This window comes from Streptomyces sp. ADI96-02 (assembly GCF_003846185.1).
Classification (GTDB): Bacteria; Actinomycetota; Actinomycetes; order Streptomycetales; family Streptomycetaceae; genus Streptomyces.
In genome coordinates this window covers 2524062-2537330 of record NZ_ML123034.1, presented here as the reverse complement: position 1 = coordinate 2537330, position 13269 = coordinate 2524062, and the positions used below count along the sequence as shown (strand labels likewise).

The 13269-nt window shown below is 71.4% G+C and carries 10 protein-coding genes and 1 tRNA gene; 9 read left to right on the top strand and 2 right to left on the bottom strand.

All coding sequences use genetic code 11. The annotated features are described in order from the left end of the window. Nucleotides 1-49 precede the first annotated feature (49 nt). From eno to EES43_RS10935, 7 genes are all read left to right on the top strand, one after another. Entirely contained in the window at nt 50-1330 is a 1281-nt protein-coding gene (eno, locus tag EES43_RS10965; protein ID WP_124268561.1) for a phosphopyruvate hydratase, read from the top strand. A 134-nt stretch (nt 1331-1464) separates the two neighbouring features. Then, nucleotides 1465-1935 carry an FtsB family cell division protein gene (locus tag EES43_RS10960; protein ID WP_124268560.1) on the top strand — a complete coding sequence of 157 codons (471 nt, stop codon included), beginning with the start codon at nt 1465-1467 and terminating at the stop codon, nt 1933-1935. A 71-nt stretch (nt 1936-2006) separates the two neighbouring features. After that, nucleotides 2007-2633: a DUF501 domain-containing protein gene (locus tag EES43_RS10955; protein ID WP_124268559.1), complete on the top strand. Its 627-nt coding sequence runs from the start codon at nt 2007-2009 to the stop codon at nt 2631-2633. Beyond that, on the top strand, nt 2630-3574 hold the full coding sequence (locus EES43_RS10950; protein ID WP_124268558.1) for a Ppx/GppA phosphatase family protein: 945 nt from the start codon (nt 2630-2632) through the stop codon (nt 3572-3574). The genes EES43_RS10955 and EES43_RS10950 overlap by 4 nt, the downstream gene beginning before the upstream one ends. Nucleotides 3575-3617: 43 nt before the next feature. Beyond that, nucleotides 3618-4613 (top strand): arsenic resistance protein, encoded by a 996-nt coding sequence (locus EES43_RS10945; protein WP_124268557.1) that lies wholly within the window; start codon nt 3618-3620, stop codon nt 4611-4613. A 399-nt stretch (nt 4614-5012) separates the two neighbouring features. Continuing rightward, nucleotides 5013-6398, top strand: a complete 1386-nt coding sequence (locus EES43_RS10940) for an NAD(P)/FAD-dependent oxidoreductase (protein WP_124268556.1) — start codon at nt 5013-5015, stop codon at nt 6396-6398. A 314-nt stretch (nt 6399-6712) separates the two neighbouring features. Then, nucleotides 6713-8017 (top strand): SAM-dependent methyltransferase, encoded by a 1305-nt coding sequence (locus EES43_RS10935; RefSeq protein WP_124268555.1) that lies wholly within the window; start codon nt 6713-6715, stop codon nt 8015-8017. Between the two features lie 82 nt (nt 8018-8099). Here EES43_RS10935 and EES43_RS10930 read toward each other — a convergent pair whose 3' ends face one another. Both EES43_RS10930 and EES43_RS10925 read right to left on the bottom strand, forming a co-directional pair. Then, nucleotides 8100-10634, bottom strand: a complete 2535-nt coding sequence (locus EES43_RS10930; RefSeq protein ID WP_124268554.1) for an ABC transporter permease — start codon at nt 10632-10634, stop codon at nt 8100-8102. Between the two features lie 86 nt (nt 10635-10720). Continuing rightward, the gene (locus tag EES43_RS10925; RefSeq protein ID WP_124268553.1) at nt 10721-11494 is read right to left on the bottom strand and encodes an ABC transporter ATP-binding protein; all 774 of its coding nucleotides are present in this window, start codon (nt 11492-11494) and stop codon (nt 10721-10723) included. 543 nt (nt 11495-12037) lie between these two features. Here EES43_RS10925 and EES43_RS10920 point away from each other — a divergent pair. Together EES43_RS10920 and EES43_RS10915 are read left to right on the top strand one after the other, a co-directional pair. Next, nucleotides 12038-12120 (top strand) — tRNA-Leu (locus tag EES43_RS10920). 213 nt (nt 12121-12333) lie between these two features. Further along, nucleotides 12334-13221, top strand: a complete 888-nt coding sequence (locus EES43_RS10915) for a Bax inhibitor-1/YccA family membrane protein (RefSeq protein WP_124268552.1) — start codon at nt 12334-12336, stop codon at nt 13219-13221. The last annotated feature ends 48 nt before the right edge of the window (nt 13222-13269 follow it).

Here is a 13269-nt window from a genome sequence, read left to right as displayed (position 1 = left end):
CCACAGTGACCCTGCACAACCAGCGTCATATCCCAGAAGGAGATGCCTCGTGCCGTCCATCGACGTCGTCGTAGCCAGGGAAATCCTCGACTCCCGGGGCAACCCCACGGTCGAGGTCGAGGTCGGCCTCGACGACGGCAGCACGGGCCGTGCTGCCGTTCCGTCCGGCGCTTCCACCGGCGCGTTCGAGGCCATCGAGCTTCGCGACGGCGACCCGAACCGCTACCAGGGCAAGGGCGTCGAGAAGGCCGTCCTCGCCGTCATCGAGCAGATCGGCCCGGAGCTCGTCGGGTACGACGCCACCGAGCAGCGCCTCATCGACCAGGCGATGTTCGACCTGGACGCCACCGAGAACAAGGCGTCGCTCGGCGCGAACGCCATCCTCGGCGTCTCGCTCGCCGTCGCCCACGCCGCTTCCGAGGCGTCCGACCTGCCGCTCTTCCGCTACCTCGGCGGCCCGAACGCGCACCTGCTGCCCGTTCCGATGATGAACATCCTGAACGGCGGCTCGCACGCCGACTCCAACGTGGACATCCAGGAGTTCATGATCGCCCCGATCGGCGCGGAGTCCTTCTCCGAGGCCCTGCGCTGGGGCGCGGAGATCTACCACACGCTGAAGAAGGTCCTCAAGACCAAGGGCCTGTCCACCGGACTCGGCGACGAGGGCGGCTTCGCCCCGAACCTGGAGTCCAACCGCGCCGCCCTGGACCTCATCGTCGAGGCCGTCAAGGAGGCCGGCTACGTCCCCGGCCGCGATGTCGCGCTCGCGCTCGACGTCGCCGCGTCCGAGTTCTACAAGGACGGCGTCTACGAGTTCGAGGGCAAGTCCCGCTCCGCCGCCGAGATGACCGAGTACTACGAGGAGCTCGTCTCCGCGTACCCGCTGGTCTCCATCGAGGACCCGCTGTACGAGGACGACTGGGCCGGCTGGAAGGTCATCACCGACCGCCTGGGCGCCAAGGTCCAGATCGTCGGCGACGACCTCTTCGTCACCAACCCGGAGCGCCTGGCCCGCGGCATCGAGGAGGGCTCCGCCAACGCCCTGCTCGTCAAGGTCAACCAGATCGGTTCGCTGACCGAGACCCTGGACGCCGTCGAGCTGGCCCAGCGCAACGGCTTCAAGTGCATGATGTCGCACCGCTCGGGCGAGACCGAGGACGTCACCATCGCCGACCTCGCCGTCGCCGTGAACTGCGGCCAGATCAAGACCGGCGCCCCGGCCCGCTCGGACCGCGTCGCCAAGTACAACCAGCTGCTGCGCATCGAGGAGATCCTCGACGACGCCGCGGTGTACGCGGGCCGCTCCGCCTTCCCGCGCTTCAAGGGCTGATCCGGCGGGCCGACGGCCTGTCAGATCCGGCGCGTGCGCGTCGCCGGAGCCCGAGGCACCCAGCCTCCGTCCGTCCCCGCACTCGGTCCCGTACCGTGTGCGGGGACGGACGTGCGTATTGGGGAGGCGGGAACATGGCCGGGAAGGACCGCGACCGGTTCTCCACCGCGACCAGGCTGCGACTGCTCGGGGAGCAGACCGCGGCCCGCGTCTACCGCTCGCAGAACCGCCGCCAGGCCCACCGCTCCCGGCTGACCGGCCGGGCCGCCTTCCTGGCGCTCGTGGTCTGCTCGCTGGTGGTCGCCCTCGCCTATCCGATGCGGGAGTACGTCTCCCAGCGCGACGAGATCGCCGAGCAGGAACGGCTCTCGCAGGAGGCGGGGCGGCACGCGGAGGAGCTGCGGGACGAGAAGGCGCGGCTCCAGGACGACGCCTACATCATGCGACTGGCCCGTCAGCACCTGCACTACGTACGTCCCGGGGAGACCGGCTACACCGTGGCCGACCCCGACGCGGCCGAGGACCGCCGCGGAGAGTCGGGCGCGAGCGACCGCCCCTGGCACTCGAACCTCTGGGACGGCGTCGACAGCGCCGACCGCGACTGACCGACCGAGTCCGACGCTTCCGACCTTTCGACCTTTCGATTCGACACCTTTCGAGCAGAACCAAGGCAGGCATGGAAACGCCCCCTCCGCAGACCGAGTCCACCCCGCCCACCGACGCGGACATCGCCGCGTTCGAGCAGCAGCTCGGCCGCCCGCCGCGCGGTCTGCGCGCCATCGCGCACCGCTGCCCGTGCGGCAACCCGGACGTGGTGGAGACGCAGCCCCGTCTGGAGGACGGCACGCCGTTCCCGACGACGTACTACCTGACCTGTCCGCGCGCGGCCTCGGCGATCGGCACCCTGGAGGCCAACGGGGTCATGAAGGAGATGACCGCGCGGCTGGAGACGGACGAGGAGCTGGCCGCCGCCTACCGCGCCGCCCACGAGGACTACATCGCCCGCCGCGACGCCATCGAGGTGCTGGCGGGCTTCCCGAGCGCGGGCGGCATGCCGGACCGGGTCAAGTGCCTGCACGTCCTGGTCGGCCACTCGCTGGCCGCCGGTCCCGGGGTGAACCCGCTCGGCGACGAGGCCATCGCGATGCTGCCCGAGTGGTGGGCCAAGGGCCCCTGCGTCACGCCGTGCGCCGCGCCGAAGGAGAACGAGGGCTGGACGGTCGAGGAGAGCGACGGCGGCCACTTCGCCTTCCGGCCGGTCGACGCCCCGGTCGACGCCCCAAACGACCAGGAGCGCGCGTGAGGCGGGTCGCCGCCGTCGACTGCGGCACCAACTCCATCCGGCTGCTCGTCGCGGACCTGGACCCGGCCACCGGCGCGTTCACGGAGCTGGACCGGCGGATGAGGATCGTCCGCCTCGGCCAGGACGTCGACCGGACCGGCCGGCTCGCCCCCGAGGCGCTGGAGCGGACGTTCGCGGCCTGCCGCGAGTACGCCGACGCGATCCGGGAGCTGGGCGCCGAACGCGTACGCTTCGTCGCCACGTCCGCCTCCCGCGACGCGGAGAACAGCGACGCGTTCATGGCCGGTGTGCGGGAGATTCTGGGCGTCGAGCCCGAGGTGATCAGCGGCGACGAGGAGGCACAGCTCTCCTTCGACGGGGCGACCAAGGAGCTGGCCGGCGGCAGCGACCTCGCCACCCCGTATCTCGTCGTCGACATCGGCGGCGGCTCCACCGAGTTCGTCCTCGGCTCCGGCGCGGTGGACGCGGCCCGGTCGGTGGACGTCGGCTGCGTCCGGATGACCGAGCGTCACCTGGTCGTGGACGGGGCCGTCGTGGACCCGCCGACGCACGAGCGGGTCGCCGCGATCCGGGCGGACGTCGACGCCGCCCTCGACCTCGCCGGGCGCACGGTGCCGCTCACCGGGGCCGGCACCCTCGTCGGACTGGCCGGCACCGTCACCACCATCGCCGGGATCGCCCTGGGACTGACGGAGTACGACTCGCGGGCCATCCACCACTCCCGGGTCTCCCGCGGCCGGGTCCGCGCCATCACCGAGCACCTCCTGGCCTCGACGCACCACGAGCGGGCCGCGATCCCGGTCATGCACCCGGGCCGGGTCGACGTGATCGCGGCCGGGGCCGTGGTCCTGCTCGCCGTGATGGAGCGGACCGGCGCCGACGAGGTCGTCGTCAGCGAACACGACATTCTGGACGGAATCGCCTGGAGCGCCGCGCGCTGAGGGCGGACGGCGGGGCGGCCCGTACCGGGGAGGGGCTTGCGGGATGACGCACGCACCGCGTGGCGCGGTCCAGCGGATGGAGGACCGCCAAGTGGCGGTCTACCTCGCCGCGATGGCGCTCGGCGCGCTCCTCGGCCTCGCCGCCCCCGCGGTCGGACCGGGGCTGGAGCACCTGATCAACCCGGTCCTCGGCGCGCTGCTGTTCGTGACCTTCCTCCAGGTGCCCGCCGCCGAGCTGCTGCGCTCGCTGCGCGACGGCCGCTTCCTGTCCGCCGCGCTCGTGGTGAACTTCGCCGTGGTGCCGCTCGTCGTCGCCGCGATGTTCACGTTCCTGCCGGCGGACCGGGCGGTGCGCCTGGGCGTGCTGCTCGTGCTGCTCTGCCCGTGCGTCGACTACGTGATCGTCTTCAGCGGCCTGGCCGGGGGCTCCGCCAGGCGGCTGCTGGCCGCGACGCCGCTGCTGCTGGTCGCGCAGATGCTGCTGCTGCCGGTGTTCCTGTACGCGTTCCTCGGCGCGGGGCTCGCCGACGTCGTGGCGGCCGGACCGTTCCTGGAGGCGTTCGCCCTCCTGATCGTCGTCCCGCTCGCGCTGGCCTGGGCCCTCCAGGTCTGGGCCGGGCGCCGGGAGAGCGGGCGGCGGGTCTCCGCCGGGGCCTCCACGACGATGGTGCCGCTGATGGCGGCGACGCTGCTGGTCGTCGTCGCCTCCCAGGTGCCGGAGCTGGGCGGGAACCTCACCGACGTCGCCGCCGTCGTCCCCTTCTACGCGGCCTTCCTGGTCGTGATGGCCCTCGCCGGCAGGGCGGTCGCCCGGACCTTCCGGCTCGGCGTGCCCGGCGGCCGGGCCGTGGTCTTCAGCGGCGCGACCCGCAACTCCCTGGTCGTCCTGCCGCTCGCCCTGTCGCTGCCGGACGCCTACGCGGTCGCCGCGGTGGTCGTGGTCACGCAGACGCTGGTGGAGGTGGTCGGCATGGTCGTCTACGTCCGGGCCGTGCCGCGCCTGATGCCCGCTCAATCGCGCCGCCACCTGCCCCTTTGAGACCCGGACGGGCCCGCCGCGGGCCGCCCGGGGAACCCTTCCGGGGACACGCCGCCACGAAGTTCGTGAAGTTCTTCACAAGGAATTCGGCCCTCTGGGGCGCTGTTCCGGTCCCCGGGGGCCGTGCGGGTGCTCCCGGACGCCCCGCCGAAGCGCTGCGGGCGCGTTCCGGGGGCGTTGCGCGGAGGTGAAGGAGGGCGTCGCCCGACCCCGCCGCGAGGGTCGAGGTCCAGCTCAGGGCCAGCTCACGAGGGGTGAACAACGTTTCCGGCCGGGTCGTGGTTCCCTCGATCGTTCATGACCTGGGTCACGTGGGCGGCGAAGTGTAGCAGAGGGTCGGTCAATCCTTGTGAAGGGGCTCACGAGCACCCCCTCGGGGCGGGGTGGATACTCGATGGCATGAGCACCACGGAGCGTCCCAGGATCCTCGTTGTAGGCGGTGGGTACGTAGGCCTGTACGCAGCTCGTCGCATTCTGAAGAAGATGCGGTACGGAGAGGCGACCGTCACGGTCGTCGACCCGCGCTCGTACATGACGTACCAGCCCTTCCTCCCCGAAGCTGCTGCCGGCAGCATCTCGCCTCGGCATGTCGTCGTCCCGCTGCGACGCGTGCTGCCCAAGGCAGAGGTTCTGACCGGTCGGGTCACGACCATCGACCAGGACCGCAAGGTCGCCACGGTCGCGCCGCTCGTCGGCGAGGCCTATGAGCTGCCCTTCGACTACCTGGTCATCGCGATGGGCGCGGTCTCCCGTACCTTCCCGATCCCCGGCCTCGCCGAGCAGGGCATCGGCATGAAGGGCATCGAGGAGTCCATCGGGCTGCGCAACCACGTCCTGGAGCAGCTGGACAAGGCCGACTCCACGACCGACGAGGACGTCCGCCGCAAGGCGCTCACGTTCGTCTTCGTGGGCGGCGGGTTCGCCGGTGCGGAGACCATCGGCGAGGTCGAGGACATGGCCCGCGACGCGGCCAAGTACTACACGAACGTCAAGCGCGAGGACATGCGCTTCATCCTCGTCGACGCCGCCGACAAGATCCTGCCCGAGGTCGGCCCGAAGCTGGGCGCGTACGGCAAGGAGCACCTGGAGAGCCGGGGCGTGGAGATCTACCTCTCCACCTCGATGGACTCCTGCGTCGACGGCCACGTGGTGCTCAAGAACGGCCTGGAGGTCGACTCCAGCACCATCGTGTGGACCGCCGGTGTGAAGCCGAACCCGGCGCTGGCCCGCTTCGGCCTGCCGCTCGGCCCCCGCGGCCACGTGGACACCTCCGAGAAGCTCCAGGTGCAGGGCACCGACTACATCTGGGCCGCGGGCGACAACGCCCAGGTGCCGGACATGGTCGGCCGCCGCGCCGGCAACCCGAACGCCTGGTGCCCGCCCAACGCCCAGCACGCGCTGCGCCAGGCCAAGGTCCTCGGCGACAACGTGATCTCCGGCATGCGGGGCTTCCCGCAGAAGGAGTACAGCCACGCCAACAAGGGTGCGGTCGCCGGTCTCGGCCTGCACAAGGGCGTCGCGATGATCGTCATGGGCAAGGTGAAGATCACGCTCAAGGGCCGTCTCGCCTGGTACATGCACCGCGGCTACCACGGCATGGCGATGCCGACGTGGAACCGCAAGATCCGGATCTTCGCCGACTGGACGCTGGCGATGTTCCTCAAGCGCGAGGTCGTCTCGCTCGGCGCCATGGAGACGCCGCGCGAGGAGTTCTACGAGGCCGCCAAGCCGGCCCCGGCTCCGGCCGCCGTCAAGGCCGAGGGCGAGAAGGCCAAGGCCTCCTAGTCCGGGCTCCGGTTCGCCGGAGCGTTCCGCCCGACCCGAAGGGGCCGTCCGCCATCCGTGGTGCGGACGGCCCCTTCGGCGTATTCGCCGCTTGCCCGCCCGGGACGCCTCGCGGGCGGTACGGGCCTGTTCCCGCACATGTAGATGGCGCATGCACTGATTTGGCCGAATCCTTGCCCGGTAGCGGGATGACCGGGCGTTCGGGAAGAGTTGACGCACGTGGACCTCACAGCGGCACGGGGTGCTGCTGTCGGTTGTGGGCATGTTCGTGCAGGTTTGACATGTTGGGGAAACACATCACGGAGGTGTGCGCCATGGCAGACGCCGCATCGCGGCTGACCGCTCTCGCCGAAGCGTTGCTCGGAGAACCGCTACCCGTCCGCATCCGGGGCTGGGACGGGAGCGAGTCCGGGCCGCCCGACGGGCCCGTCCTCGTGATCCGCCACCGCCGCGCCCTGCGAAGACTCCTGTGGAAGCCGGGCGAGCTGGGCCTGGTCCGCGCCTGGGTGGCCGGCGAGATCGACGTCGAGGGCGACCTGTACGACGTGCTCGACCGCCTGGCCGGGCTGCTCTGGGAGCGCGGGGCCGACGCCAAGGACCCGGTCCGTCCGGTCCGCGACCCGCGGGTCAGGGCCTTCGCCCGCGGCCTCGTCGAACTCGCCGGCCCCTGGCCCGCGCCCCGCCCGCCGGCCGAGGAGGTCCGGCGCCGCAGCGGCCCGCTGCACACCAGGCGGCGGGACAAGGAGGCGATCAGCCACCACTACGACGTGGGCAACGACTTCTACGCCCTGGTCCTCGGCCCCTCCATGGTCTACTCCTGCGCCTACTGGGAGGACGGCGGAACGCTGGAGGACGCCCAGCGCGACAAGCTCGACCTGGTCTGCCGCAAGCTCGCCCTGAAGCCGGACCAGCGCCTCCTGGACGTCGGCTGCGGCTGGGGCTCCCTGGCCATCCACGCGGCCCGCGCCTACGGCGTACGGGTCACCGGCGTCACCCTCTCCCAGGAGCAGGCCGCCTTCGCCCGGAAGCGCATCGCCGAGGAGGGCCTGACGGACCGGATCGAGATCCGGGTCCAAGACTACCGCGACGTCCGCGACGGCCCGTACGACGCCGTCTCCTCCATCGGCATGGCCGAGCACGTCGGCTCGGTGCGCTACCGCGAGTACGCCGACGCCCTCCACGCCCTCCTGAAGCCCGGCGGGCGGCTGCTGAACCACCAGATCGCCCGCCGTCCCGAGAAGGACGAGGACGCCTACCGCATCGACGAGTTCATCGACGCCTACGTCTTCCCCGACGGCGAACTCGCGCCGGTCGGCCGCACCCTGTCCATCCTGGAGGAGGCCGGCTTCGAGGCCCGCGACGTCGAGGCCATCCGCGAGCACTACGCGCTGACCCTGCGCCGCTGGGTGGCCAACCTGGAGCGGCACTGGGACCGCGCGGTACGCGCCACCTCGCCGGGCAGGGCGCGGGTCTGGCGGCTGTACATGGCCGCCTCCGCCCTCTCCTTCGAGCACAACCGGATCGGCGTCAACCAGATCCTCGCCGTGCGCCCGCTGGACTCCGGCGCCGCGCGGATGCCGCTGCGCGCCCGCACCTGGACGGAGCCCGCGGGCGGCTGACGCCACCGGCACGACGAAGGGGGTGTGCGCCCCGCTCGGCCGAGCGGGGCGCACACCCCCTTCGCTGTCCCCGTACCGCCGGCTACTCGGTCTTGATCGCCGTCAGCATGTTGAGCTTCGCGGCGCTGCGGGCGGGCCACAGCGCGGCGAGGACGCCCACCAGGCCGGCCAGCACCAGGAAGATCCCCAGCCGGTCCCACGGGATGACCAGGGCGTAGCCCGGGACGTCGGCGGCCAGGGTCTGCCCGATCGCCCAGCCCAGGAAGACACCGAGGCCGACCCCGATCACCGCGCCGAAGACCGAGATGACGACGGCCTCCAGGCGGATCATGCGCTTGACCTTGCGCCGGTCCAGGCCGATCGCCCGGAGCATGCCGATCTCCTGCTGCCGCTCGAACACCGACATCGCGAGGGTGTTGACGACGCCGAGGACCGCGATCAGCAGGGCCATGGCGAGCAGCCCGTACATGATGTTCAGCGCGGTGTTCACGAAGCCGCCGAACAGGTCGCGGATGTCCTGCTGGTCCATGACGCTCATCGCCGGGTTGTCGCCGAGCGCGTTGACGACGGACTTCTCGTTGGCCTCGCTCGCACCGCCGTCCGTCTTGATCCAGATCTCGCGGATCTCGGGGCGGGCGGAGGGGCTGTGGGCGTCGGCCAGGTCCTTCGGCATGACGACCGGCGAGAGGAAGTCGTTCTGCTCGAAGAGCGCGCCGACCTTCAGCTCGTCCTTCTTCCCGTCGTCGAACTTCACCGGGAGCACGTCGCCGGTCTTCCAGCCGTTGGACCGCGCGGTCTCGGAGCCGATGGCGATCTGCCCGTCCTTCAGCGAGCCGAGCGAGCCGGAGACCGTCTTCAGCGAGAAGACCTTCTCGAAGTCGCCCGGGGTGACGGCGGAGGCCGCGTGGCTGTCCCCGTCGATGTCCAGCCAGGCGGGCTGCTGCGGGGAGAGGGCGGTGACGCCGTCGGCCCGGGACAGGGCGTCGAGCGCCGAGGGGTCGAGGGAGCCGCCGCCGGCCATCGAGACCATGTAGTCGGCCTTGATGTTGTCCGTGGTCATCCGGTCGACGGCCTGGCCGAGGGTGACGCCGAGCACCGAGATGCTGGTGACCAGGGTCAGCCCGATCGCCAGTGCGGAGGCGGTGGCCCCCGTGCGCCGCGGGTTGCGGACCGCGTTCTGCGAGGCCAGCTTGCCCGAGACGCCGAACAGCTTCGTCAGCAGCGGCCGGACGAGGGCGATCACCGGACGGGAGAGCAGCGGGATCAGCACGATGACGCCGATCAGGGCGAGGAACGCGCCGCCCGCGACCAGGAGTCGGCCGTTCGTCTCCCCGATGGCCGCGCCGCCGACGATCCCGGCCGCGCCGAGCAGGGTGATCACGCCGCCGATCGAGTTCCGTACGACCAGGGACTTGGTGGAGGCCACGGCGTGCACGCTGCTCATCGCCGCCACCGGGGCGATCTTCGAGGCCCGGCGGGCGGGCAGCCAGGCGGCCAGCACGGTGATCAGGACGCCCACGCCGAAGGCGGCGCCGACCGCGACCGGCGAGACGATCAGCGGCCCCGCCGGGATCTTGCCGCCGAGGAGGCCCATCCCCGAGCGCAGCGCGGTCGCCAGGCCGACGCCGAGGGCGAAGCCGATGACGGAGGCGACGGTCCCGACCACGGCCGCCTCGACGAGCACGGAGCGCTTGACCTGGCGGCGGGAGGCCCCGACGGCCCGCATCAGGGCCAGCTCCCTGGTGCGCTGGGCGACCAGCATGGTGAAGGTGTTGGCGATCAGGAAGATGCCGACGAACAGCGCGATGCCCGCGAAGGCCAGCAGCATCCAGTTGAGGTCGCTGAGCCCCTTCTCGATCTGCACGGCCTGCTCCTCGGCGAGGGCCTTGCCGGTCTGCGCGGTGGCGTCCTTCGGCAGCAGCGGCTCGATCGCGTCCAGGAGCTTCTGGTCGGAGGCGCCGGGCGCCGCGGCCACGGTCGCGCTCTGGAAGACGCCGGGCCGCAGGAAGAGCCGCTGGGCCGCGGCGGTGTCGAACAGCACGAGACTGCCGCCCGCGTTGACCGCGCCGTCCTCGGTGGTGAAGACGCCGGAGAGGGTGTACTCCTTCACCGGCCCGTTGGTGGCCACCCGCACCGGTTCGCCGACGCGGTACTCGCCCCTGCGCGCGGTCTCCTCGTCCAGCGCGACCTGGTCGTCCTTCACCGGGCCCGAGCCCTTGGTGAAGTCGTACGCGGCGTCCTCGCCGTCCTTGCCGGGGGCGAAGTTGCCTCCGGTGTTGGACCAGCCGTCGCCGATGAGCTTGCCGTCCGGGTCGGCGACGCCGGCGAAGCCGGAGACCCGCCCGGTGGCCGACGCCACGCCGTCCAGGGCGCGGAACCTCTCCAGAGTGGCGTCGTCGACTCCGGCGACCTTCTCCGCGCGGGGGTCGGCTTGCGTCGAGACGGCGACGGCGACGTCGTCGTAGCTCTTGGCCGACAGGTTGCGGAAGGCGTTGCCGAGGGTGTCGGTGAAGACGAGGGTGCCGGAGACGAACGCTACGCCGAGCATGACGGCGAGCACGGTCATCAGCAGCCTGGCCTTGTGCGCGAGCACATTGCGCAGGGCGGTACGGAGCATGTCTGGTGTCCTGGGATGGGTTCCGGAAGGGTTACGGGGACGCGGCGCCGCGAGGGGCCTCGGGCCGGGGCGTCAGCGGGCGGGCGTCAGCTGGTGCGGCCCTTGGCGTCGAAGGCCTTCATCCGGTCCAGGACTCCGTCGGCGGTCGGGTTGATCATCTGGTCGACGACCGCGCCGTCCGCGAGGAAGATCACCCGGTCCGCGTACGAGGCGGCGACCGGGTCGTGGGTCACCATCACCACGGTCTGCCCCAGCTCCCGCACCGAGTTCCGCAGGAAGCCGAGGACCTCCGCGCCGGAGCGGGAGTCCAGGTTCCCGGTCGGCTCGTCGCCGAAGATGATCTCGGGCCGCGACGCCAGGGCGCGGGCCACGGCCACGCGCTGCTGCTGGCCGCCGGAGAGCTCGGTGGGGCGGTGCTTCAGCCGGTCGGAGAGGCCCACCATGTCGATCACCCGCTGGAGCCAGGCTGCGTCGGGCTTGCGGCCCGCGATGTCCATCGGCAGCGTGATGTTCTCCAGCGCGGTGAGCGTGGGCAGCAGGTTGAAAGCCTGGAAGATGAAGCCGATCTTGTCCCGCCGCAACTGCGTCAGCTGCCGGTCCTTCAGCGTGGACAGCTCCGTGTCGCCGATGCGCACCGAACCGCTGCTGAAGCTGTCGAGACCGGCGACGCAGTGCATCAGCGTCGACTTGCCCGAACCGGAGGGGCCCATGATCGCCGTGAACTCGCCCTGCGGGAAGTCCACGGTCACCCGGTCCAGGGCGACGACCTGCGTCTCACCCTCGCCGTAGACCTTCGACAGCTCGGTGGCGCGGGCGGCCACCGCGGTGGCGGCGCGGTGAACGGTGTGGGTGGTGGTCACAGGGACACTCCTGGCTCGGGTGGTGCGGTTTCCTGGGGACCTCTCCATCCTCGCGGCCGGTTCCGGCCGGGGCGTCACCCCCGATGCCCGTTCTCGGGCAGCCCTGAGTCGCATCGACGGGGTCGGGCGGTCCTCCCTGGGTATGACTTCGACCCTGATCCGCGTGCCCGGGGGCACCCCGTACGCACCCGGCCCGCTCACGCAGAGTGACCGGTGGACGGAGAGGGTTCGGCCGGCCTCGCGGGCCCCGGGGGACGAGGCCGGGCCCGCGTCGGAGGGCAGCGGCGGCCGAGGGTGGCGGACGCCCTGGCGAGGCATGGCGCGGACCTGGCGCGTTGGGCCGTGCGAGTGCGGCGACTTTCCGTCAATCCCGGCGAACGCCCCGGATGCCCCGGATCCGGCAGGGGCATACGGTATGGGGCCGAAAATGTGCTGACGACCCCTCAAGCGGTCAATAAAATAAGACAACATCGCGCCACCGTTCCGCTGATCGGGGGATGCCCCCCCGATAGGGTCAGTTGCCAACGCGGAGCCGCGCATCACGCCCGGATGGTGGAACGTAGACACGGCGAGCTTAAACCTCGCTGCCCCTCGGGGGCGTGCCGGTTCGAGTCCGGCTCCGGGCACTGCGCACAGCACGGAGAGTGACCGCAAGGTGACCCGGACGGACCGTGTGGGGGGCGCGCCGTCCCGGCAGGCCGACCGCCTCCGTCCGGGCGGACTTCTCCGCGGAACCCCGAGGGAGCGCCGGAAAGATCCTCCCCTGGCACTAGGGTGATTCTTTTGCCTACCCATTACTCTTGTGGCAAGGCCACGCAGTGTGGCCATGGAGGAGTGAAATGAGGAGCAGCAACCCGGTCTTCTCGCGACGGGGGTTCAGCCGCGACAACGGCTACGCGGGCTTCAACGCGGCGCCGCAGGCCGGGGCCCCCGTGGCGGGAGCGAACCCGTACGCGCAGGGCACCGCCGCCAACCCGTACGCCACCAACCCCTACGCGCAGCAGGACGTCCAGCAGGGCGCACCGCAGGCGCCCGCGCGCTCCGGCGCGATGACGATCGACGACGTGGTCACCCGGACCGGGATGACGCTGGGCACCGTGGTGCTCACCGCCGCCCTGTCGTGGGCCCTCCTGCCGGTCGACGAGGCCAACCTCGGCAAGTCCTACGGGATCGCGATCGGCGCCGCGCTGATCGCCTTCGTGCTGTCGATGGTGCAGGCGTTCAAGAGCAAGCCCGTCCCGGCGCTGATCCTCGCCTACGCGGCCTTCGAGGGCGTGTTCCTCGGAGTGATCTCCAGCGCGGTCAGCACCTACATCAGCCCCGGCACCGTGATGCAGGCGGTGATGGGCACCATGTGCGTCTTCGCCGGTGTGCTCGTCGCGTACAAGATGCGCTGGATCCGCGTCACCCGCCGGTTCTACGGCTTTGTGATGGCCGCCACCCTGGGCTTCGTGCTCCTGATGATGGTCAACCTGCTGTTCACCGTCTTCGGCGGCGGTGACGGCCTGGGCTTCCGCAGCGGCGGCCTCGGCATCCTGTTCGGCGTCATCGGCATCATCCTCGGCGCGTGCTTCCTCGCTCTCGACTTCAAGCAGGTCGAGGACGGCATCGCGTTCGGCGCTCCGCGCGAGGAGTCCTGGCTGGCCGCCTTCGGCCTCACCCTGACCCTGGTGTGGATCTACCTGGAGATGCTGCGCCTGTTCTCCATCCTCAACGGGGACGACTGACCGCCCCTGAGGGAGCGCCGCGCAGCGGCGCACCCGGACACAGCGCGA

What these genes read in the sequence shown, in the direction of transcription:
- EES43_RS10960 (WP_124268560.1), top strand. Translation starts at nt 1,465, where the DNA reads ATGGCCGGGAAGGACCGCGACCGGTTCTCCACCGCGACCAGGCTGCGA.
- EES43_RS10955 (WP_124268559.1), top strand. Translation starts at nt 2,007, where the DNA reads ATGGAAACGCCCCCTCCGCAGACCGAGTCCACCCCGCCCACCGACGCG.
- EES43_RS10945 (WP_124268557.1), top strand. Translation starts at nt 3,618, where the DNA reads ATGACGCACGCACCGCGTGGCGCGGTCCAGCGGATGGAGGACCGCCAA.
- EES43_RS10940 (WP_124268556.1), top strand. Translation starts at nt 5,013, where the DNA reads ATGAGCACCACGGAGCGTCCCAGGATCCTCGTTGTAGGCGGTGGGTAC.
- EES43_RS10935 (WP_124268555.1), top strand. Translation starts at nt 6,713, where the DNA reads ATGGCAGACGCCGCATCGCGGCTGACCGCTCTCGCCGAAGCGTTGCTC.
- EES43_RS10930 (WP_124268554.1), bottom strand. Translation starts at nt 10,634, where the DNA reads ATGCTCCGTACCGCCCTGCGCAATGTGCTCGCGCACAAGGCCAGGCTG.
- EES43_RS10915 (WP_124268552.1), top strand. Translation starts at nt 12,334, where the DNA reads ATGAGGAGCAGCAACCCGGTCTTCTCGCGACGGGGGTTCAGCCGCGAC.